Origin of the sequence: Micromonospora sp. WMMD712, from assembly GCF_029581295.1 — a bacterium.
Classification (GTDB): Bacteria; Actinomycetota; Actinomycetes; order Mycobacteriales; family Micromonosporaceae; genus Micromonospora; species Micromonospora carbonacea.
Map to the genome: position 1 here is coordinate 5611350 of NZ_CP120743.1, position 21858 is coordinate 5633207.

Consider the following 21858-nt stretch of genomic DNA (forward strand, 5'->3'; position numbering starts at 1 on the left):
CCCTTCCGGAATCTGCAACCTCTTGCTAACGTCCCCGCAACATGCGAGAGCAGCGGCGCAGCATCCCCGCGCCGGTTGGCAAGAACTTACAGAGGTTCCCACTGGCGGGCCGCCCTTCCCCCGGCGGACCGCCATGACGACAGGAGTACCGATGCGCATCCGTACCGCGGGTGTGGTCGCCGTCCTCGGCCTGGCGCTGGCCGCCTCCGGCTGCGGTGGCAGCGACGACGACAGCAGCGCGCCGGCCGCGAAGGAGTCCGCCGGCGCCACCGGCGGGAAGCTGGTGATCTGGGCCGACGACAAGCGGACCGCCGCCCTGAAGCCGTTCGCCGAGTCCTTCGGCCAGGAGAACGGCGTGACCGTCGAGGTCCAGGCAGTCTCGAAGGACCTGCAGACCAACTTCGTCACCGCCTCCCAGCAGGGCAGCGGCCCCGACGTCGTGGTCGGCGCGCACGACTGGATCGGCAACCTGGTCCAGAACGGCGCCATCGACCCGGTGCAGCTCGCCGCCGACCAGAAGAGCGGCTTCAACGAGACCGCCGTCAAGGCCGTCACCTTCAACGGCCAGCTCTACGGCGTGCCGTACGCCATGGAGAACCTGGCGCTGATCCGCAACACCGAGCTGGCCCCGGAGGCCCCGAAGACGATCGAGGACCTGGTCGCCGCCGGCAAGAAGCTCAAGGCCGACAAGAAGGCCAGCGAGATCCTCTGCCTCCAGTCCGGCCAGAACGGCGACGCGTACCACATCTACCCGCTGTACACCTCGGCCGGCGGCTACCTCTTCGGCACCGCCGCCAACGGCGACTACGACCCGAAGGACCTGGGCGTGGGCAAGCCGGAGTCGATCGCCGCGTTCCAGAAGATCGCGAAGCTCGGCGAGAAGGGCGAGGGCGCGCTCAAGCGCTCCATCACCGCCGAGAACTCGATCGCCACCTTCACCGGCAAGAAGTGCGCCTTCCTGGTCTCCGGGCCGTGGGCCATCGCCGACGCCAAGAAGGCCAACATCTCCTACGACATCTCCCCGGTCCCCGGCTTCGCCGGCGGCAAGGAGGCGCAGCCGTTCGTGGGCGTCCAGGCGTTCTACGTGGCCGCCAAGGGCAAGAACAAGGCCCTGGCCCAGGAGTTCGTGGCGAACTACACCACCAAGCCGGAACTGGCCGTGGCCCTGTACAACGCCGAGCCGCGCCCGCCGGCGCTGACCGCCGCGCTCGACCAGGTCAAGGGCAGCGACCCGGACCTGGCCAAGTTCACCGAGGCCGGCAGGAACGGCCAGGTGCTCCCCGCGATCCCGGCCATGGCCGCGATCTGGGACCCGTTCGGCAAGGCCGAGGCCGCGATCATCGGCGGCGCCGACCCGGCCAAGACGATCACCGCGGCCGGCAAGACGATCTCCGGCCAGATCAAGTAATGAGCACGAAGCTGTCCGGCCCGGGGTCCACGCGGACCCCGGGCCGGGGGCCCGTCGGCCCCGGGCTCCCGCGCACCGCGCGCCACCACGCGCCGGTCACCGCGACCGGCCTCGTCGTCAAGGTGATCCTGCTCGGCCTCGTGGCCGGGATCGCGCTCTGGGCGGCCTTCCCGCTCGTCGAGGCCGGGAAGTGGGTCGGGCTGGCCCTGCTCGCGGCCACCACCGCCGGCCTGTTCTACCTCTACCTCACCCCCCGGCACATCCCCGCGAAGTACCTGGTCCCCGGCACGCTCTTCCTGATCGCCTTCCAGGTCTTCCCGGTGCTCTACACCGCCAGCACCGCGTTCACGAACTTCGGCGACGGCCACCGGGGCAGTAAGGACGAGGCCGTCGTCGCGATCCAGAGCTCCTCGGTCAAGCAGGTCCCCGGCTCCACCGAGTACGCCCTGTCGGTCGCCACCGCGGGCGACCCCGCCACCGGCGCGCTGGTCTTCCTGGTCACCGACCCGGCCACCGGCACCGTCTCCGCCGGGGACGCCGACGGGCTGCGCCGGCTCGACGCCGCCGACGTCACCGTCGGCTCCGGCGGCAAGGTGACCGCCGCCGACGGCTACACCGTGCTCAACTTCGGCCAGGCCAGCGCCCGCAGCCAGGAGATCACCGACCTGGTGGTGCCCACCGCCGGGGGCGCGCTGCGTTCGTCCGGCCTGTCCCGCGCCTACGAGGGCCGGGCCATTCGGGCGTACGACGCCGGGTGCGACTGCGTCACCGACAGCGAGAGCGGCAAGACCTGGACGGCCGACGAGAAGACCGGCTCGTTCGTCGCCGCCGACGGGGAGCGCCTCGCGCAGGGCTGGAAGGTCGACGTCGGGCTGGAGAACTTCTCCCGGGTGCTCACCGACCCGAACATCTCCGGGCCGTTCTTCGGCACCCTGCTGTGGAACTTCGCCTTCGCGATCGGCTCCACCGGGTTCACCTTCCTGCTGGGCATGGCCATCGCGCTGGCCCTGCACTCGCCCCGGATGCGCGGCACCAACCTCTACCGGGTGCTGCTGATCCTGCCGTACGCCATGCCGTCGTTCGCGATGCTGCTGGTCTGGCGGGACATGTTCAACACCGACTTCGGACTGGTCAACAACCTGTTCGGCCTCGGCGTCGACTGGTTCGGCGAGGCCTGGTCGGCGCGGGCGGCGGTGCTGCTGGTGCAGCTCTGGCTGGGCTACCCGTACATGTTCCTGGTCGCCACCGGCGCGCTCCAGGCCATCCCCAAGGAGCTGACCGAGGCCACCTCGGTCGACGGCGCGTCGCCCTGGCAGTCGTTCCGCGCGGTCACCCTGCCGCTGCTGCTCGTCGCGCTGTCGCCGCTGCTGATCGCGTCGTTCGCGTACAACTTCAACAACATCAACGCGATCTGGCTGACCACCGAGGGCGGCCCGTTCCCGGCGGACAACCCGAGCAACGGGGCGACCGACCTGCTGATCACCTACACCTACCGGCTGGCCTTCGGCGCGCAGGGCGCGGAGTTCGGCATGGCGGCGGCGGTGTCGATCTTCATCTTCGCGATCGTGGCGACGGTGTCGGCGATCAGCTTCCGCAACACCCGCAAGCAGGAGGAGGTCTACTCGTGACCACCTACGCGCACCCCCCGGCCGTCGACCGCGCCGCCGCCGGCCGGCGGCGCCACCGCTGGCTGGCCCAGGTCGGCTGGCGGCACGTCGTCGGGGTGCTGGCCGTGGCGTTCAGCCTCTTCCCGATCCTGTTCGTGCTCTCGGCCGCGCTCAACCCGCTCGGCACGCTCTCGTCGACCTCCCTCGTGCCGACCGGCGGGGTGTCGGGCGAGAACTTCGCCGACCTGTTCGCCGACACGGCGTTCGGGCACTGGTTCGTCAACTCGCTGCTGATCGCCGGGCTGGCCAGCCTCGTGTCGATCTTCCTGTCCTCGCTGGCGGCGTACGCGTTCTCCCGGATGCGCTTCGCCGGCCGCCGGGTCGGGCTGCTCACCCTGCTGCTGATCCAGATGTTCCCGCAGTTCCTGGCGATCGTGGCGATCTTCCTGATCTTCACCACGGTCACCGACCTCTGGCCGGCGATCGGCTTCAACACCCCGTGGGGCCTGTTCCTGCTCTACATGGGCGGCGCGCTCGGCGTGAACACCTGGCTGATGAAGGGTTTCTTCGACACGCTGCCCCGGGAGCTGGACGAGTCGGCCACGATGGACGGCGCGTCGCACGCCCAGGTCTTCTTCCGGATCATGCTGCCGCTGGTGGCGCCGATCCTGGCGGTGACCGCCCTGCTGTCGTTCATCGGCACGATCAACGAGTTCATGATCGCCAACGTGTTCCTGACCGACACCGAGTCGAAGACCCTCGCCGTCGGCATGTTCGGCCTGGTCGCCGGCGAGCGCAACAACAACTTCGGGATGTTCGCGGCGGGCACCCTGCTCACCGCCGTCCCCACCGTGCTGGTCTTCCAGCTCCTCCAGCGGTACATCGTCTCCGGCCTCACCGCCGGAGCGGTCAAGGGCTGAGCCTCCTCGGCTCACGCTGCGGCAAGGGCGTCGTGTCGACGTACACCGGAGCGGTTTCCGGGCGGACCGCCGCGGTCGGGTGACCGGCCGCGGCGGGTGCCCGCCCACTCCCCGTCGAACCGACCCGAAAGGCCGCGCCATGTCCCCGCGCCCCACCGTCTCCCCGGACCGCACCGCCGTCCCTGGCCGCACCGTCTCCCTGGGCCCGCACCACGACGGCTCCGCCACCTACGTCCCCGAGCAGGAGCCCGCCCTCGGGCAGACCGTCCCCGTCCTCGTCCGGGTCCCCGCCGGGGCCGACGTGCGCGCCGTGCACGTGCGCAGCACCCCCGACGGCGAGCCGCGCTTCGCCGAGGCCGTCGTCGACCGCCGCACCGGCGCCGACGTCTGGTGGCGCGCCGACGTCGAGGTACGCAATCCGGTCAGCAACTACCGGTTCATGCTCACCGACGCCCGGGGCGACTACCGCTGGCTCACCGCCGCCGGCCTCGCCGACCACGACGTGCCCGACCACGGCGACTTCAAGCTGGTCAGCCACGCCCCGCCGCCGGCCTGGGCCCGCGACGCGGTGATCTACCAGATCTTCCCCGACCGGTTCGCCCGCTCCGCCGCCGCCGACGGCCGCGCCGCCCCCGACTGGGCCGTCCCCTGCGACTGGGACACCCCCGTGATCGGGCGCGGCCCGCAGACCCCCCGCCAGTTCTACGGCGGCGACCTCGACGGCATCGCCGAGCGGCTCGACCACCTCGACCGGCTCGGCGTCGACACCGTCTACCTCACCCCGATCTTCCCGGCCCGCTCCAACCACCGCTACGACGCGGCCAGCTTCGACACCGTCGACCCGCTGCTCGGCGGCGACGCCGCGCTGGCCCGGCTCGCCGACGCGGTGCACGCCCGGGGCTGGCGGCTGCTCGGCGACATCACCAGCAACCACACCGGCGACGCCCACCACTGGTTCACCGCCGCCGTCTCCGACGTGACCGCTGCGGAACGGGAGCTGTACTACTTCGACCTGCCCGGCTCGGACTACGAGTCGTGGAACGGGGTGAGGTCGCTGCCGAAGCTCAACTGGGGCAGCGCCGAGCTGCGCCGCCGCTTCGCCACCGCCGAGGACTCGCTGCTGCGCCGCTGGCTGCGCCCGCCGTACTCGCTCGACGGGTGGCGGGTCGACGTGGCGAACATGACGGGGCGGCGCGGCGCGGACGCGTACACCCACGAGGTGGCGCGGCTGCTGCGCGAGGTGGTGGCGCAGACCCGGGCCGACGGGCTGGTGCTCGCCGAGCACGGCCACGACCACACCGGCGACCTGGACCGCGACGGCTGGCACGGCACGATGAACTACGTCGGCTTCACCGACCCGGTCTGGTCCTGGCTGCGCCACGATGCCGGGCCGCGTGACGATGCCGGGCCGCGCCACGGTGGCGGGCCGCTGCCGAACTTCCTCGGCACCCCCGGCGGGGTGCGGCGGCGCGACGCCCACGCCGTGCGGGCCACCCTGGACAGCTACCGGTCGCTGGTCTCCTGGCGGTCGTACGTGCACTCGTGGCAGCTCCTCGGCTCGCACGACTCGGCCCGCATCCGCACCGTGGTCGGCGACGCCGCCCGGCAGGAGGTGGCCGCCGGGCTGCTCGTCGCCATGCCGGGGACCCCGGTCGTCTTCGCCGGGGACGAGCTGGGGCTGACCGGGACGAACGGGGAGGGCTCGCGTACCCCGATGCCGTGGCACCGGCCGGACACCTGGGACGTGGGCACGTTCGCCGCGTACCGGCGGCTGATCGCGCTGCGCCGCGCCGAGCCTGCGCTGCGCCACGGCGGCCTGCGCTGGGTGCACGTCGACGCGGACACGCTGGTCTTCCTCCGCGAGACGCCCACCGGGGGCGTGCTGGCGCTGGCCCGGCGCGCGGCCGGCGTCCCGGTCCGGGTCGCCGGCCTGCCGGCGGGGGAGAACGTCTACGGGGGCGCCCCGGCGCTGCGCCCGGACGCCGACGGCACGGTGACCCTCCCGGCCGACGGCCCCACCTTCCAACTCTGGCGCGTGTAGGTGCAAGGAAGGGGGCGGGCGGGTCGCTACTACAAGACGTCGTTGATGGGGGAGGATGGCCGGATGGAAGCTCTTCGCCTGGTACTCCTCTACGTTCACCTGATCGGGTTCGCGCTGCTGCTCGGCGGTGCGATCGCCCAGTACGTCAGCGGCCGGCTGCGGATCAACGCGGCGATGCTCTGGGGGTCGGTCATCGGCCTGCTGACCGGAATCGGGCTGTCCGCCCCGTTGCGCGACGGCGACGAACCGGCCCCCGCCAAACTTGTTACCAAGTTGGTGCTCGCGCTGCTGATCTTTGTCATGGTCTTCTTCTCCCGTAAGCGGGAGACGGTCAACCGGGGCCACTTCCTCGCGATCGTCGGTTTGACCCTGGTCAACGCGGCGGTGGCGGTCTTCTGGCGCTAACGTCCTGGCCAGGGGAGGTGCTGCGGGAACCGGACGTTCGTGACGCCCGACCGGGCCACTACCGGCACGAGAAGTGATGTGCCCCACCCAAGGGTTACGTAGGGGTAACAGGCACTCAACAGTCGTGCACGATTGTCGGCCGGTGGGTGGGCGCGGGCGTACGCTCCCGTCCGTAACGTGGGACGCCGGCGGCCACAAAGCAGGCCGGCTCAAGGGCTGCCACCGCGCAGAGCGGTGTGCAATGGGAAGGAGAACGTCTTGCGCTCTGTGCGTGGGATGCGGATCGCCTCCGCCTTCGTGGCGGGTGGGCTCGTGCTGGGCGCCGCCGCGTGTGGTGAGGCCCCCAAGGACGACAACGGCACCGGTGACACCGGCGCCAAGAAGTACAGCGCCTGCATGGTGACCGACGTCGGCGGCATCGACGACAAGTCGTTCAACACCTCCGCCTGGAAGGGCCTGCAGGAGGCGCAGAAGGCCAACGGCAACATCGACATCAAGTACGTCGCGTCGAAGGCCGAGGCGGACTACGAGGTCAACCTGACCCAGTACGTCAACCAGAAGTGCGACTTCATCCTGGCCGTCGGTGGCCTGATGGGCGACGCCACCTCGAAGATCGCGAAGGCGAACCCCAACCAGCAGTTCGGGATCGTCGACTCGAAGCTGCCGGAGACGAACGTCTACCCGATGCAGTTCGACACCGCCCAGGCCGCGTTCCAGGCCGGCTACCTGGCCGCCGGGATGAGCAAGAGCGGCAAGGTCGGCACCTACGGCGGCCTGCCGATCCCGCCGGTGACGATCTTCATGGACGGCTTCGCCGACGGCGTGGCGTACTACAACAAGACCAAGAGCAAGAACGTCCAGGTCCTCGGTTGGAACAAGGAGACCCAGAAGGGCTCCTTCACCAACGACTTCGTCAAGCAGGACGAGGGCAAGAAGGTCTCCGACACGCTGGTCGCCCAGGGCGCGGACATCATCATGCCGGTCGCCGGCGGCGCGGGCCTCGGCACCACCGCGGCGGCGCAGGCCTCCGGCGGCAAGTACTCGGCCATCTGGGTCGACGCCGACGGCTGCGAGAGCACCCCGAACTGCTCGGCGCTGCTGACCACCGTGGTCAAGAACATCGCCGACGCCGTCAAGGAGGCCGTGGTCAAGGCCGCCGGTGGCGAGAAGCTCGAGGCCACCCCGGGCTTCGTGGGCACCCTCGCCAACAACGGCGTGTCGATCGCCCCGTACCACGAGTTCGACAGCAAGGTCCCGGCGGACCTGAAGGCCGAGGTCGAGAAGATCAAGGCCGACATCGCCGCGGGCACCATCACGGTCACCTCGAAGGCCCAGCCGGCCAAGTGACCGCCCCGCCACCCCGCCGCTTTCGGAGGCGGCGGGGCCGGCGGGACCCCAGGCACGACGACCGGCCGCCTCGACGCACGCGGGGACACCACCCGCGGGGTCGGGGCGGCCGGTCCGCACCACCCGACGCCCGGGCGGACCCGGTGACCGGCGGCTCGGCAGCGGCTACGCTGCACCATCGCTCGCACTCCAGGAGGTTGCGCTGAGACTCGAACTGCGCGGCATCACCAAGCGGTTCGGTGATCTGGTCGCCAACGACCACATCGACCTGACGGTGGAGCCTGGAGAGATCCACGCCCTGCTCGGCGAGAACGGCGCCGGCAAGTCGACCCTGATGAACGTGCTCTACGGGCTCTACCAGCCCGACGAGGGCGAGATCCTGGTCGACGGCGCGCCGCTGCGGCTGAAGGGCCCGTCCGACGCGATCGCGGCCGGGATCGGCATGGTGCACCAGCACTTCATGCTGGTGCCGGTCTTCACCGTGGCCGAGAACGTCATGCTCGGGGCCGAGCAGGTCAGGGGCGGCATCGCCGGGTTCCTCGACCGGCGGCGGGCCCGGCGCGAGGTCGCCGAGGTGTCGCAGCGCTACAACCTGCGCGTCGACCCGGACGCGATCATCGAGGACCTGCCGGTCGGCATCCAGCAGCGGGTGGAGATCGTCAAGGCCCTCACCCGGGACGTCGACCTGCTGATCCTCGACGAGCCGACCGCCGTGCTCACCCCGCAGGAGACCGAGGAGCTGCTCACGGTCATGCGGTCGCTCAAGGCCGCCGGCAAGTCGATCGTCTTCATCACCCACAAGCTCGGCGAGGTCAAGGCCATCGCCGACCGGATCACCGTGATCCGGCGCGGGCGGACCGTCGGCACCGCCGAGCCGACCGCCAGCCGCGACGAACTGGCCGCCCTGATGGTGGGCCGCAGCGTCCGGCTGACCGTGGACAAGCAGCCCGCCAAACCCGGCAAGCCGATCCTGGAGGTCGCCGGCCTGGTCGTCGACGACGACCGGCAGATCCGCGCGGTCGACGGGGTCGACCTGACCGTGCACGCGGGCGAGGTGCTCGGCGTGGCCGGCGTGCAGGGCAACGGGCAGACCGAGCTGATCGAGGCGATCATGGGCCTGCGGCCCGTCCTCGCCGGCACGGTCACCCTCGACGGCGAGCAGGTGCACGGCTGGTCGACGAAGAAGGTGCTGCGCGCCGGGGTGGGCTACGTCCCCGAGGACCGCAGCGTCGACGGCCTCGTCAAGGAGTTCAGCGTCGCCGAGAACCTGGTGCTGGACATCTACGACCGGCCGCCCTTCGGCAAGGGGTTGTCCCTGCAACCCGACGCCATCGCCTCCTCGGCCCGGGAGCGGATCGAGCAGTTCGACGTGCGTACCCCCTCGGCGGACGCGCCGGTCGGCACCCTCTCCGGCGGCAACCAGCAGAAGGTGATCGTGGCGCGGGAGCTGTCCCGGCCGCTGAAGCTCTTCATCGCCGCCCAGCCGACCCGCGGCGTCGACGTCGGCTCCATCGAGTTCATCCACTCCCGGGTCATCCGGGAACGGGACGTGGGCACCGCCGTCCTGGTGGTGTCCAGCGAGCTGGACGAGGTGATCGGCCTGGCCGACCGGATCGCGGTCATGTACCGCGGCCGGGTCATCGGCATCGTCGGCCCGGACACCCCCCGCGAGGAGATCGGCCTGCTGATGGCCGGCATCACCCCCGACGCGGCCCCCGCCGCCGACCCGGCCGCCGACCCGGCGACCCCGGCCCCCGGGGCGCGGCAGCGGGACCCCGACGCGGCGACCCCGGCCCCCGACGGCCCCGGTAGCGAGGACGAGGCATGAGCAACCCCAACCCGGCGTCGGGCTCGCCCGACAAGCAGCCGGCGACCGAGGCGCAGGCCGCGCAGACGGCGGCCGGCGGCGTCGACCGCGTCGCGACGGCCACCGCGCCGAAGCGGCCGGCGCAGGAGCCCCGCCCGTCGCTGGGCCGACTCTTCCTGGACAACCTGTGGGCGGCCAACACGGTGACCGTCACGGTGCTCGCGGTGCTGCTGGCGATGCTCGTCGGCGCCGTGCTGATCATCGTCTCGGACCCGGACGTGCTGGCCACCTACGGCTACATCACCGCCCGACCGTCCGACGCGCTGAACTCCAGCTGGACGGTCGTCAGCGAGGCGTACGCGAACCTGTTCAAGGGCGCGATCTTCGACCCGGAGGCGACCGGCTTCACCGCCGCGCTCAGCCCGATCTCGGAGACGCTGACCTACACGGCCCCGCTGGTGTTCACCGGCCTGTCGGTGGCGCTCGCCTTCCGCGGCGGCCTGTTCAACATCGGCGCGCAGGGCCAGGCCACCATCGGCGTCATCCTCGCCGCCCTGGCCGGCTTCCTGCTGCCGCTGCCCCCGGTGCTGCACCTGCTCGTCGCCGTGCTCGCCGGCGCGGCCGGCGGCGCGCTCTGGGGGTTCGTCCCGGGCATCCTCAAGGCGCGCACCGGCGCCCACGAGGTGATCAACACGATCATGCTCAACTACGTCGCGCTGTACTTCCTCTCCTGGATCATCATCCAGAGCGGCGTGCAGAACCCGAACCGGGCCGACGCCATCAGCCGGCCCGTCGACTCCTCCGCCCAGTTCCCCCGGCTGCTCGGCGACAACCTGCGGGTGCACGCCGGCATCCTGCTCGCCGTCCTCGCCACCTGGTTCGTCGCCTGGCTGCTCAACCGCTCCACCTTCGGCTTCGAGCTGCGCGCCGTCGGCGCCAACCCGGACGCGGCCCGCACCGCCGGCATCAGCGTCCCCCGCACGTACGTGCTGATGATGACCATCGCCGGCCTGCTCGCCGGCCTCGGCGGCAGCCAGATGGTGCTCGGCTCCACGGCGAACGCGCTCACCCCGCTGGTGGTCGCGCAGATCGGCTTCGACGGCATCCTGGTGGCCCTGCTGGGCCGGGTGAAGCCGTGGGGCGTGCTGCTGGCCGCGCTGCTGTTCGGCGCGCTCCAGGCCGGCGGCAACCGGATGCAGGGGTACGCGGGCATCTCGCTGGAGCTGGTCACCGTGCTCCAGGCGCTGATCGTCATCTTCATCGCCGCGCCGGCCCTGGTGAAGGCGATCTTCCAGCTCCGGGCCGCCCGCGCCGCCCGGTTGCAGACGAGCCTGGCGAAGGGCTGGTAAGGCATGTCAACCATGGCTGTCCCGGACGTGGCGGTGGCCCAGGTCGACGAGGGCTTCTGGACCCGTACCCGGAAGATCGGGGCGGTGCTGCTGGCCCTCGGGGTCGTCGCGACGGTGGTCTTCGGCGCCCTCGCCACCGACCAGCAGGCCCGCTTCACCCTCAGCGAGACCGACGGCGGCGCGGCGCTGGAGATCGACGGCACGATCGGCGCGATCCTGTTCGGCGTCATCGCCGCGGCGAGCGGCGTGGCCCTGCTCACCGGGGTGCCCAAGCGCTGGCTCACCACGCTGCTCGGGGTCGGCATCGTCGCCTTCGTGCTGTCGTTCCTGTGCTGGCAGGTCTCGGCCGCCCCCGAGGGGCGCAACTTCATGCCGATGGTCAACATGGTGCGGGGCACGTTCATCCTGGCCCTGCCGCTGATCTTCGGCGCCCTCGCCGGGGTGCTCTGCGAACGGTCCGGCGTGGTCAACGTCGCCATCGAGGGCCAGCTGCTGATGGGGGCGTTCAGCGGCGCCCTGTTCGGCAGCCTCTCCGGCAGCGTCTGGGTGGGCCTGGTCGCCGCCGCGGTGGGCGGCGCGTTCATCTCGCTGCTGCTCGCCGTGTTCGCCATCCGCTACCTGGTCGACCAGGTCGTCATGGGCATCGTGCTGAACCTGCTGGCCGTCGGCGTCACCGGCTTCCTCTACGAGCGGCTGATGCAGACCGACGCGCAGAAGTACAACTCCGCGCCCCGGTTCGGCGCGTGGGAGATCCCGCTGCTCTCCGACATCCCGGTGCTCGGGCCGGCGCTGTTCCGCAGCAACCTCTTCCTCTATCTCGGCCTGCTGCTGGTGCTGGTCATCCACATCGCGCTGTTCCGCACCCGGTGGGGCCTGCGGACGCGGGCCGTCGGCGAGCACCCGACCGCCGCCGACACCCTCGGCGTGAAGGTGCTGCGCGTGCGCTACCGCAACGTGCTGCTGGCCGGGGTGGTGGCCGGGATCGGCGGGGCGTCGTACACGCTCGCGCTCTACTCGTTCACCAAGAACATGATCGGCGGCAAGGGCTTCATCGCCCTCGCCGCGCTGATCTTCGGCCGGTGGAGCCCCACCGGAGCCCTGCTGGCGGCGCTCTTCTTCGGCTTCGCCGACCAGCTCGGCACGTACCTCGGCGCGATCGGCAGCGGCATCCCGAGCCAGTTCCTGGCGATGCTGCCCTACCTGGCGACGATGCTGGCCGTGGCCGGGCTCGTGGGCCGGGTCCGGGCGCCCGCCGCCGACGGCAAGCCGTACATCAAGGGCTGACGCCGGCACCCCGTCCGGCGGCACCCTTGGTGGGGCCGACCAGCGTGAATTGGGCAGAATGGTGGAATGACCGAGATCGACTGGGAACGCCTGCGGGCCGCCGCCACCGAGGTGATGCGGCACGCGTACGTGCCGTACTCGAAGTTCCCCGTCGGGGCCGCCGCCCTCGTCGACGACGGCCGCGTCGTGGTCGGCTGCAACGTTGAGAACGCCGCGTACGGGGTGGTGCTCTGCGCCGAGTGCGGGGTGGTCTCCTCGCTGCACGCCACCGGCGGCGGCCGGATCGTCGCCCTGTCCTGCGTCGACGCCACCGGCGAGCCGCTCATGCCGTGTGGCCGGTGCCGGCAGCTGCTCTGGGAACAGGGCGGCCCGCAGTGCCTCATCGAGGCCAAGGACGGCCCGCTGACGATGGCGGAGCTGCTGCCGCACGCGTTCGACGTGGCCGACCTGGAGGCGGTGACCGGCGAACGGCCGGTGCCCGTGGTGCCGGACCGGCTGGCCGCCTGGCGGGGGCGGGGCACCGTCTTCGTGCACGCCGACCTGTCGGCCGGCAAGCAGGTGTGGACGGCCTACTGGGAGCGGTCGGCCGGGGACACCGAGGGCGCCGAGACCGGCGTGCTGGAGGAGGGCCCGAGCTGGGCCGACGCGGCCGAGGCGGTCGCCTGGGGGCTCGCCCGCACCCCGCGCGTGGTGGTGGTGGACGAGACCGGAACGATCTTCTGGGCCGGCGAGGGGGAGCCGCCGCAGGAGATCCCGACTCGGTGGGGTGGTTGAGACTGATGAGTGCCTTCACGGCGGTGGACGTCATCCGCGTCAAGCGGGACGGCGGGGTGCTGGGCGACGCCCAGATCGACTGGGTCGTCGACGCGTACACGAAGGGTCTGGTCGCCGACGAGCAGATGTCGGCGCTGGCCATGGCGATCCTGCTGCGCGGGATGACCACGCCGGAGATCGCCCGCTGGACCGCCGCGATGATCGCCAGCGGCGAGCGGCTGGACCTCTCCGCCGTCGACCGGCCGACCGTCGACAAGCACTCCACCGGCGGCGTCGGTGACAAGATCACCCTTCCGCTCACCCCGCTGGTCGCGGCGTGCGGCGGCGCGGTGCCGCAGCTCTCCGGGCGCGGGCTCGGCCACACCGGCGGCACGCTGGACAAGCTGGAGTCGATCCCGGGCTGGCGGGCCGCGCTGAGCAACGACGAGTTCATCCGCCAGCTCCGCGAGGTGGGCGCGGTGATCTGCGCGGCGGGCGCGGGCCTCGCCCCGGCCGACCGCAAGCTGTACGCGCTGCGCGACGTCACCGGCACCGTCGAGGCGATCCCCCTGATCGCCAGCTCGATCATGAGCAAGAAGATCGCCGAGGGCACCGGCGCGCTGGTGCTCGACGTGAAGGTCGGCTCCGGGGCGTTCATGAAGTCCGTCGACGACGCCCGCGAGCTGGCCCGCACGATGGTCGCGCTGGGCGGCGCGCACGGCGTGCGCACGGTCGCCCTGCTCACCGACATGTCCACCCCGCTCGGGCTGGCCGTCGGCAACGCCGTCGAGGTCACCGAGTCGGTCGAGGTGCTGGCCGGCGGCGGGCCCGCCGACGTGGTGGAGCTGACCCTCGCCCTGGCCCGGGAGATGCTCGACGCGGCGGGGCTGCCCGACGCCGACCCGGAGGCGGCGCTGCGCGACGGCCGCGCGATGGACGCCTGGCGGGCGATGATCCGCGCTCAGGGCGGCGACCCGGACGCGCCCATGCCCACCGCGCCCGAGGTGGAGGTGGTCCGCGCCGACGCCGACGGCTTCGTGGCGTCGGTCGACGCGTACGCCATCGGGGTGGCCGCCTGGCGGCTCGGCGCGGGCCGCGCCCGCAAGGAGGACCCGGTGAGCTTCCCGTCGGGGGTGGTGCTGCACAAGCGCCCCGGCGACCCGGTGCGGGCCGGTGAGCCGCTGTACGAGCTGCGCGCCGAGCACGCGGCCCGGATCCCGGCGGCGCTGGCCGAGGCCGACCGGGCGGTCCGGATCTCGTCGACCGCCCCGGCCGCGAAGCCGCTGGTCATCGAGCGGATCGGCTGACCCGTCCCCGCGTGCGCGCCGGTGCCCGCCTGCCGTGGTGCCGACCGTCGTGAACCGCTATTCTCCCAGGCCAGGGGGACGACCGGCGCTTAGCCGATGCGACTGACAGGGGTCTGAGCCGTGCGCGTACCCGCTCCCGACCCGCGCGAGGTCCGTGACGCCAGCCTGGACGAGCTGTCCCGGCTGGGGTTGCCGCTGCCACCGGAGCAGTTCCCGCTGGTGTGGGAGCCGGGCGACGAGATCGAGCTGCGGCCGACGGTCGAGATCGAGACGCGGATGGCCGTGCTGCACGTGATCCTGGCCCGGTGCTTCGGCATGCCCGCGCAGGCGGCGATGAGCTGGCTGCTCAACTCCCACCTCGTCGACCTGGTCACCCCGCCCGAGTGGCAGTTCGTGATGGGGGGCCGGGGCGACCACCGGTCGTTCGTGCTGCACCACGACGCGCTGTTCTCGCTGGCCTGGGTGCTCGGCCTGACCAAGCAGCTCGACCCGACGCTGCCGGTGGACGAGCGGCTGGTGGAGCGGCTGCCGCACATCGCGGGCGGGGAGAGCTTCGAGCACTGGCGCTCCCGCATCCTGGCCGCGCCCCAGCACCCGGCCGACGCGGCGGCCCTGCTCGACCTGCACTACTGCCTCGACTGGGCGTACCTGGAACTGGAGCGGGACGGGCGGTCGCGGCCCGGCCTGGTCGACGCCAACGCGATCGGTCAGCGCCGGTGGGCGCTGGAGTGGGCCGTGGTCCTGCGGGGGCCCTACCACGACGAGCCGCCGGGCTGGGAAGAGGTCGACCTGTCCACCTGAGGGGCGTGGCCGGCGGGCACGGCGCCCGGTTCAGCGGGGGCGGTACACGCCGAGCCGGACCGCGAGGGTCACCCCGACCGGCTCGGGCAGGGCGGCGATCCGGGCGGCGAGCACGGCCGGGTCCGTGTGCCGGGCGCTGGGCCCCATCCCGACCAGCGTGGCCACCTCCGGCGCGGTCAGGTCCAGCCGGGCCCGCAGCACCGTCTCGGCGGCCCGGTCGAAGTGGTCGACCAGGCTCCCGGCGACCCGGTCCGTCTTGTCGGGGTCGACCTTCAGCAGGTCGAGCGCGTCGACCAGCTCGGCGAGGTGGTCCCCGGCCGGGGTGACCACGAGCAGCACGCCGGCCGGGTGCAGCACCCGGCGGAACTCCGCGCCGTTGCGCGGCGCGAAGACGTCGAGCAGCACGGCGACGCTGCCGTCGGCCAGCGGGAGCCGCCGCCAGGTGTCGGCGAGCGCCGCCGCCGCGCGCGGGTGGGCCCGCGCGGCCCGGCGCAGCGCCGGCTTGGAGACGTCCAGGGCCAGGCCCACGGCGTCGGGCAGCGCCGCCAGCACCGCGGCGAGGTGCCGGCCCGTGCCCGCCCCGGCGTCCACCACCAGGGGGTACGCCCCGACGCCGCCGCCGGACTCCGCGCCCCCGTCGGCCGCCGGCGTGTCCTCCAACGCGGCGCGCGCCGCGGCGGCGAGCGCGGTCGAGACCGGGTCGTAGTGCCCGGCGGCGAGGAAGTCGGCCCGCGCGGCCACCATCTCGGCGGTGTCGCCCGCGTGCGGGGCCCGGCCGGCGAGCAGGTCGACGTAGCCCTGGCGGGCGACGTCGAAACTGTGCCGGCGCGGGCAGCGCAACGCCCGGGCGGCCCCGGCGGCGGCCCCGGTGAGCGGTTCCGCGCAGACCGGGCAGCGCAGCCGGCCGACGACGCGGGGGTCCATCACCGCGCCATCCTCCCAGCCGGTCGCGTCGGCGGCCCGTCCGGTGGCCACTAGGGTCTCAGCATGGTCGCAATCTCATACGAGGACATCGTCAAGGCTCCCAAGGCGCTGCTGCACGACCACCTCGACGGCGGCCTGCGGCCGGCGACGATCGTCGAGCTGGCCGCCGAGGTCGGCCACGAGCTGCCCACCGTCGACCCCGGGGCGCTCGGCCGCTGGTTCGCCGAGGCGGCGGACTCCGGCTCGTTGGAGCGCTACCTGGAGACGTTCGCGCACACCGTCGCCGTGATGCAGACCGCGCCCGCGCTGCGCCGGGTGGCCCGGGAGTGCGCCCTGGACCTGGCGACCGACGGGGTCGTCTACGCCGAGGTGCGGTTCGCCCCCGAGCAGCACCTGGAGCGGGACCTGACCCTGGACGAGGTGGTCGAGGCGGTCGTCGCCGGGTTCGCCGAGGGCACGGCGCTCGCCGCCGAGGCCGGCCACCCGATCCGCGTGGGCACCCTGCTCACCGCGATGCGGCACGCCGCCCGGTCGCAGGAGATCGCCGAGCTGGCGGTGCGGCACCGCGACGCCGGGGTGGTGGGCTTCGACATCGCCGGGGCGGAGGCGGGCTTCCCGCCCACCCGGCACCTCGACGCGTTCGAGTATCTCCAGCGGGAGAACTTCCACTTCACCATCCACGCCGGCGAGGCGTTCGGGCTGCCGTCGATCTGGCAGGCGATCCAGTGGTGCGGCGCGGACCGCCTCGGCCACGGGGTGCGGATCGTCGACGACATCACCCCCGGCGGCGACCGGCCGACGCTGGGCCGGCTCGCCGCGTACGTGCGGGACAAGCGGATCCCGCTGGAGCTGTGCCCGTCGTCGAACGTGCAGACCGGCGCGGCGGCGTCGATCGCCGAGCACCCGATCGGGCTGCTGCGCGACCTGCGGTTCCGGGTCACCGTGAACACCGACAACCGGCTGATGAGCGGCACCTCGATGTCCCGGGAGATGGCGCTGCTGGTGGAGGCCTTCGGCTACGGCTGGAAGGAGCTCCAGTGGTTCACGATCAACGCGATGAAGAGCGCGTTCATCCCGTTCGACGAGCGGCTGGTCATCATCGACGAGGTGATCAAGCCGGCGTACGCGAAGCTGCTGGGCTGATCAGGGCCTGATCAGGACTGGTGCGGGTGGCCGGCGAGCAGGTCGGCCACCCGGCGCAGCACCTCGCCGGCGGGGGCCGGCCGGGCGCCGAGCCCCGCCTGGCGGCGCAGCACCGCCGGCTCCGCCCGCAGCAGGGCCAGCCCGCGCCGCAGCAGCACCCGGGGTGCCTTGCGCTGCTCGGCCAGGTCGCGGGCGAGCCGCCGCAGGAAGGTGGCGCCGCGCGGCCGGCGCAGCGCGTACGCCCCGGCGAGCAGGCCCCGTCGCCGGCATTCATCGACGATCTCGGCGGCGAATATCCCTTCGGCGACGAAGAGTGGCGATCCGGCCACCTCGAATGTCCGGGTGGCCACTTGCCGGTCCGCGCCGATCGCATAAACCGGCACTTCGGCCTTGCCGTCGCGGGCCAGCCGGGCAATCGTTTCCACGGCCGCCCCGGCGTCCCACGAGCGGGGTGAGTCCCAGTCCACAAGGCCGTCGTGGCGCGGCAACGTAGGGTCATCACCGTCCTTGTAGAAGTCGTCCAGACAGAGGATGGGAAGCCCGGTTCGTTGAGCTATGTACGACTTTCCGGAGCCAGAAGGGCCGGCGAGAAGGATGACGCGATGAGGGTGTTCCATTACTCTCAGTCACTCCGGCCAGACGGATTGCGAGCAAATTGCATCAACATCTCATCACACCTTCGGCGACGGCCAGGCTGGGCTTTCTCTTTGGAACACGGCGTGATGGAATCTCGGAGGTCCGACCCGCCGGGTCGGTCGCTGGGCGTTGCCCGGGGCAACGCGCGGACGCTGTGATCGCGAGGGCGGTGACGTGAGCAAACGACCGAAGACGGCGGGTTCCTTCCTGTCGCGACTGCGTCGGCCGGCCGGCCGGCTCCGCGACATGCCGATCTGGTCCAAGCTCGGTCTCATCATGATCGTGCCGACCATCGCCACGGTCGTCGTCGGCACCAGTGGCCTCGTCGACAACCTGGAGACGCTGAACAACGCCAACCGTTCGGGCGACCTGGCGAACCTGGTGGGCTACTCGGGCGACCTGGTCAACAGCCTGCAGGACGAGCGCACCTCCGCGGTGCTGCTGCTCGGCGCGAGCGGCGACCAGGCCAAGGCGCAGTACCAGGAGGCGTACAACCGGGTCAACAGCAGGGTCGACCAGGCCAAGTCTCCCTACCTGAGCCAGCGGGCCAAGGTCGAGGACCTGCCGAACAGCCTGGAGAACCTCCTCGACGGCATCGACCAGAACCTCAAGGACCTGCCCGGCACCCGCAGCCAGGTCTTCAACGGCAAGCTGAAGATCATCGACGCCATGCAGGCGTACGAGGGCCTGATCAACGACCTGCTCTCGATCCGCGACTCCGCCACCCAGCTCGCCGGTGACAACGACCTGAGCGACCGGATGCGCGCCGCGGCCGCCGTCGCCCGGGAGAAGGAATACCTCTCGGTCCGCCGGGTCGTGGTGCACCGGGCGCTCATCCAGCGCGAGCTGACCCCCGTCCTGCGCACCGACTACATCGCCAGCGGCACCGGTCAGCAGCAGGCGTTGCAGAGCTTCAAGGCGGTGGCCAGCCAGGCCGAGGCGGACCTGCACGACCAGACCGTCGCCGGCGGCGACCGGCGCGAGGCGCAGAACTACACCGGCTGGCTCGACGGCAACATCAACGGCAGCATGGCCGACGCGCCGTTCGGGCCGGACCAGTGGGACGCGGCCATGGTCGCCAACGCCAAGCTGATCCGCACGGTCGAGGCGAAGCTGGACGGCGACGTCGTCAAGCAGGCCGACGCGCTCCGCTCCGACGTGCAGCGCACGGTGTTCCTCCAGACCGGCCTGCTGCTCAGCATGCTGCTGCTGGCCATCCTGTTCGCCTACCTGGTCGCCCGGTCGATGGCCCGCTCGCTGCGCGACCTGCGGCAGGGCGCGCTCAACATCGCCCAGTACGGCCTGCCCCAGGCCGTCGCCCGGCTGCGCGACCCGCAGCTGTCCAGCCAGCTCTCCCCGGTGCAGGCGGCCAACCAGATCGCCGAGCCGCTGCCGGTGCGCAGCAAGGACGAGTTCGGTCAGGTGACCGAGGCGTTCAACGCGGTCCACCTGGAGGCCGTGCGGACGGCGGCCGAGCAGGCCGCGCTGCGCGCCTCCGTCGCGACCATGTTCGTCAACCTGGCCCGCCGCTCGCAGATCCTGGTCGACCGGCTGATCGGCCACCTCGACCGGCTGGAGCGCGGCGAGGAGGACCCGGACCGGCTGGCCGAGCTGTTCCAGCTCGACCACCTGGCGACCCGGATGCGCCGCAACGACGAGAACCTGCTGGTGCTCGCCGGCGCCGACTCCACCCGCGTGCAGCGGGAGCCGGCGGCGCTGATCGACGTGCTGCGGGCCGCCCAGTCCGAGGTGGAGCACTACACCCGCATCGAGTTCGGGGTGATCGACCGGGACATCGAGGTCGCCGCGCACGCGGTCAACGACCTGGTCCACCTGGTCGCCGAGCTGTTCGACAACGCGACCGCCTTCTCGCCGCCCGACTCGCAGGTGATGGTGGAGGCCCGCCGGGTCGGCGACCGCGCCAGCCTCTACGTCGAGGACCGGGGCATCGGCATCAGCGTCGAGCAGCTCCACGAGCTCAACGACCGCCTCGCCACGCCGCCGCAGGTGGACGTGGCCGTCTCCCGGATGATGGGCCTGGTCGTGGTCGCCCGGCTGGCCTCCCGGCACGGGGTGAAGGTCGAGCTGCGGCCCGGCACCGACCGGGGCACCGTCGCCGACGTGACCCTGCCCACCACCGTGCTGGTGCCCCGCGCGCTCTCCGGCCGGGTCCAGCAGCCCGGCGCGCTGCCGGCCCCGCCCGCGCAGCTCACCGGCCCGCAGCCGGGCGGGGCCACCCCGACCCTGGGCGCTTTCGCGGCCTTCGGCAACGGCCCCGCGGCCCCCGCGCCCAGCCAGCGGCCGGGGCACTCGGGCAACCAGGTCACCCTGGGCGGCCGGTCCTTCGACCCGGCCTCGCGCAACGGCCACGGCGCGCCCGCGTCGACCGGCCCCACGCGGTCGATGCCGGCCTGGTCGGACCTGACCGGCGCCGCCGGCGCCGCCCCCGCCCCCCGCACCGCCAACGGGCAGCAGATCGACCCGCTGCCGCAGCGGCGGGCCCCCGGCGACGGCGACCCGGCCACCAGCGGCCAGCAGCCCGTCATCCCCCGGCAGCTGCCGAGCAGCCCGGAGGCCCGGGGTTGGACTCCGCCGCCGGTCTCGGTGCCGCCCGTCTCCGCGCCGCCCGTGCCGCCGGTCTCCGCGCCCCCGGTTCCGCCGGTCTCGGCACCGCCCGTCTCCGCCTTCCCGGTGTCGGGTCAGCCCGTCTCGGCCGCCCCGGTGTCCGGGCAGCCGATCTCCGGGCAGCCGGCCGGCACGCCCGTCTCCGGTCAGCCGTACTCGGCGCAGCCGTTGCCCAGCCGGCCGGCGCCCACGGCCCAGGGGCCCGCGGCGCCCCCGGCCTGGCCGCCGGTGGCCGCCCCGGAGCCGGCCACCCCGCCGGTGCCGGAGCGCCTCGCCGCCGCCCTGGACATGACCACCGAGCTGCCCCGGGTGCCGCGCACCGAGGCACCGAGCGCGCCGGCCGCCCGGCCGGTCATGCCGCCGACGCCGGCCCGGCCGACGACCCCGCAGGCGCAGAACCGGCAGCAGCGCTACGCGGACGAGACGATGGAGCTGCCGATCTTCCGGGAGCTGGAATCGGCCTGGTTCCGCACCCGCCGCTCGGGCCCGGAGGAGGCGGCGGGGGTCACCCCGCCCGCACCCGCCAACGGCGCCGCAAGCCCGGCGAACGGGGCCGTGACCCAGCAGTTCTCCGCGGTCGACGTCACCGGCCGGGCCGTCCAGACACCAGCACCCCGGACGACAGGTAACGCACCGATGGCAGACACCGCGATGGCCGCAGGAGTGCCACGCGACAACGGATCGCCGAGCAACGGCGGCGGTCGCCCCGGCCTCGCCGACGCGTTCGGCGGCCGGCGGCCCACGTCGCAGGGCAACGCCTGGGAGACGGCCGCGGACGACGGCTGGCGGGCCGCCTCGGCGGCCACCGAGGTCCCCGTGGCGGAGACCACCCGCAAGGGCCTGCCGAAGCGGGTGCCGATGGCCCAGCTCGTGCCCGGCGGGGTGGAGAAGCCCACCACCTCGGTCCAGCGCCGCACACCGGAGGGCGTCCGAGGTCTGCTCTCGGCATACCATCGAGGCGTGCAGCGTGGGCGTACCCAGCCCGACGGCAACCCGACCAACCCGGAGGAAGCTTCGGGTGGGCAGCAATCCTCGCAGTCTGGCTCAGGCCCGGTGGCCGGGAGCGGGCAGAAGGAGCAACAAGGATGACAACTACGCAGGATCTCGGTTGGCTGCTGGCCAACTTCGCCGACCGGGTGCCCGGTGTCGCGCACGCGGTCGCCGTCTCCGCGGACGGCCTGCTCCTCGCGTCGTCACGAGACCTTCCGCGTGACCGGGCCGACCAGCTCGCCGCGATCGCGTCCGGCCTGGTCAGCCTCACGCAGGGGGCGGCCCGCTGCTTCGAGGGCGGCGCGGTGCTGCAGACGGTGGTCGAGATGGACAACGGCTTCCTGTTCCTGATGTCCATCTCGGACGGATCGTCGTTCGCCGTGCTCGCCGCCCGCAGCTGCGACGTCGGGCAGGTCGGATACGAGATGGCCCTCCTGGTCGACCGGGTGGGCGACGCGTTGACCCCGCAGCCACGTACGGCTGTGGGGATGATGGGCTGACCCGCGCGCTG

General features: G+C 72.7%; 17 protein-coding genes. 15 read left to right on the forward strand and 2 right to left on the reverse strand.

Annotated features, from left to right (window positions below):
• Positions 1–151 precede the first annotated feature (151 nt).
• From O7633_RS24545 to O7633_RS24600, 12 genes are all read left to right on the forward strand, one after another.
• Positions 152–1408, forward strand: a complete 1257-nt coding sequence (locus O7633_RS24545) for a maltose ABC transporter substrate-binding protein (RefSeq protein ID WP_282324069.1) — start codon at positions 152–154, stop codon at positions 1406–1408.
• Complete coding sequence (locus O7633_RS24550; protein WP_282324070.1) at positions 1408–3036, forward strand: ABC transporter permease subunit; 1629 nt, start codon at positions 1408–1410, stop codon at positions 3034–3036. The genes O7633_RS24545 and O7633_RS24550 overlap by 1 nt, the downstream gene beginning before the upstream one ends.
• Entirely contained in the window at positions 3033–3935 is a 903-nt protein-coding gene (locus O7633_RS24555) for a sugar ABC transporter permease (protein ID WP_282324071.1), read from the forward strand. Before O7633_RS24550 ends, O7633_RS24555 begins: the two co-directional genes overlap by 4 nt.
• 139 nt (positions 3936–4074) lie before the next feature.
• Complete coding sequence (locus tag O7633_RS24560) at positions 4075–5976, forward strand: glycoside hydrolase family 13 protein (protein WP_282324072.1); 1902 nt, start codon at positions 4075–4077, stop codon at positions 5974–5976.
• A 63-nt stretch (positions 5977–6039) separates the two neighbouring features.
• Positions 6040–6381: a hypothetical protein gene (locus tag O7633_RS24565; protein ID WP_043961820.1), complete on the forward strand. Its 342-nt coding sequence runs from the start codon at positions 6040–6042 to the stop codon at positions 6379–6381.
• A gap of 276 nt (positions 6382–6657) precedes the next feature.
• Entirely contained in the window at positions 6658–7728 is a 1071-nt protein-coding gene (locus O7633_RS24570; RefSeq protein WP_282328633.1) for a BMP family ABC transporter substrate-binding protein, read from the forward strand.
• Positions 7729–7990: 262 nt separating this feature from the next.
• Positions 7991–9556, forward strand: a complete 1566-nt coding sequence (locus O7633_RS24575) for an ABC transporter ATP-binding protein (protein ID WP_348776345.1) — start codon at positions 7991–7993, stop codon at positions 9554–9556.
• Positions 9553–10884 (forward strand): ABC transporter permease, encoded by a 1332-nt coding sequence (locus tag O7633_RS24580; protein WP_282324073.1) that lies wholly within the window; start codon positions 9553–9555, stop codon positions 10882–10884. Before O7633_RS24575 ends, O7633_RS24580 begins: the two co-directional genes overlap by 4 nt.
• 3 nt (positions 10885–10887) lie before the next feature.
• Positions 10888–12168, forward strand: coding sequence for an ABC transporter permease (locus O7633_RS24585; protein ID WP_074476759.1), 1281 nt, complete (start codon positions 10888–10890; stop codon positions 12166–12168).
• Positions 12169–12234: 66 nt separating this feature from the next.
• Positions 12235–12942: a cytidine deaminase gene (locus O7633_RS24590; RefSeq protein ID WP_278131929.1), complete on the forward strand. Its 708-nt coding sequence runs from the start codon at positions 12235–12237 to the stop codon at positions 12940–12942.
• A gap of 5 nt (positions 12943–12947) precedes the next feature.
• Positions 12948–14228: a thymidine phosphorylase gene (locus tag O7633_RS24595; RefSeq protein ID WP_282324074.1), complete on the forward strand. Its 1281-nt coding sequence runs from the start codon at positions 12948–12950 to the stop codon at positions 14226–14228.
• Between the two features lie 120 nt (positions 14229–14348).
• Positions 14349–15029, forward strand: a complete 681-nt coding sequence (locus O7633_RS24600; protein WP_282324075.1) for a DUF4272 domain-containing protein — start codon at positions 14349–14351, stop codon at positions 15027–15029.
• Positions 15030–15059: 30 nt separating this feature from the next.
• Here the strand turns inward: O7633_RS24600 and O7633_RS24605 are convergent, their stop codons facing one another.
• Positions 15060–15953: a putative RNA methyltransferase gene (locus tag O7633_RS24605; protein ID WP_282328635.1), complete on the reverse strand. Its 894-nt coding sequence runs from the start codon at positions 15951–15953 to the stop codon at positions 15060–15062.
• Between the two features lie 63 nt (positions 15954–16016).
• Here O7633_RS24605 and O7633_RS24610 point away from each other — a divergent pair, with 63 nt between their 5' ends.
• Positions 16017–17096, forward strand: a complete 1080-nt coding sequence (locus O7633_RS24610) for an adenosine deaminase (RefSeq protein ID WP_074476755.1) — start codon at positions 16017–16019, stop codon at positions 17094–17096.
• Between the two features lie 11 nt (positions 17097–17107).
• Here the strand turns inward: O7633_RS24610 and O7633_RS24615 are convergent, their stop codons facing one another.
• Positions 17108–17446 (reverse strand): hypothetical protein, encoded by a 339-nt coding sequence (locus tag O7633_RS24615; RefSeq protein WP_282324076.1) that lies wholly within the window; start codon positions 17444–17446, stop codon positions 17108–17110.
• 460 nt (positions 17447–17906) lie between these two features.
• Here O7633_RS24615 and O7633_RS24620 point away from each other — a divergent pair, with 460 nt between their 5' ends.
• Positions 17907–21446: a nitrate- and nitrite sensing domain-containing protein gene (locus tag O7633_RS24620; protein WP_282324077.1), complete on the forward strand. Its 3540-nt coding sequence runs from the start codon at positions 17907–17909 to the stop codon at positions 21444–21446.
• A complete protein-coding gene (locus tag O7633_RS24625) occupies positions 21443–21847 on the forward strand; it encodes a roadblock/LC7 domain-containing protein (RefSeq protein WP_013283992.1) in 405 nt (134 codons plus the stop codon). The genes O7633_RS24620 and O7633_RS24625 overlap by 4 nt, the downstream gene beginning before the upstream one ends.
• Positions 21848–21858 lie beyond the last annotated feature (11 nt).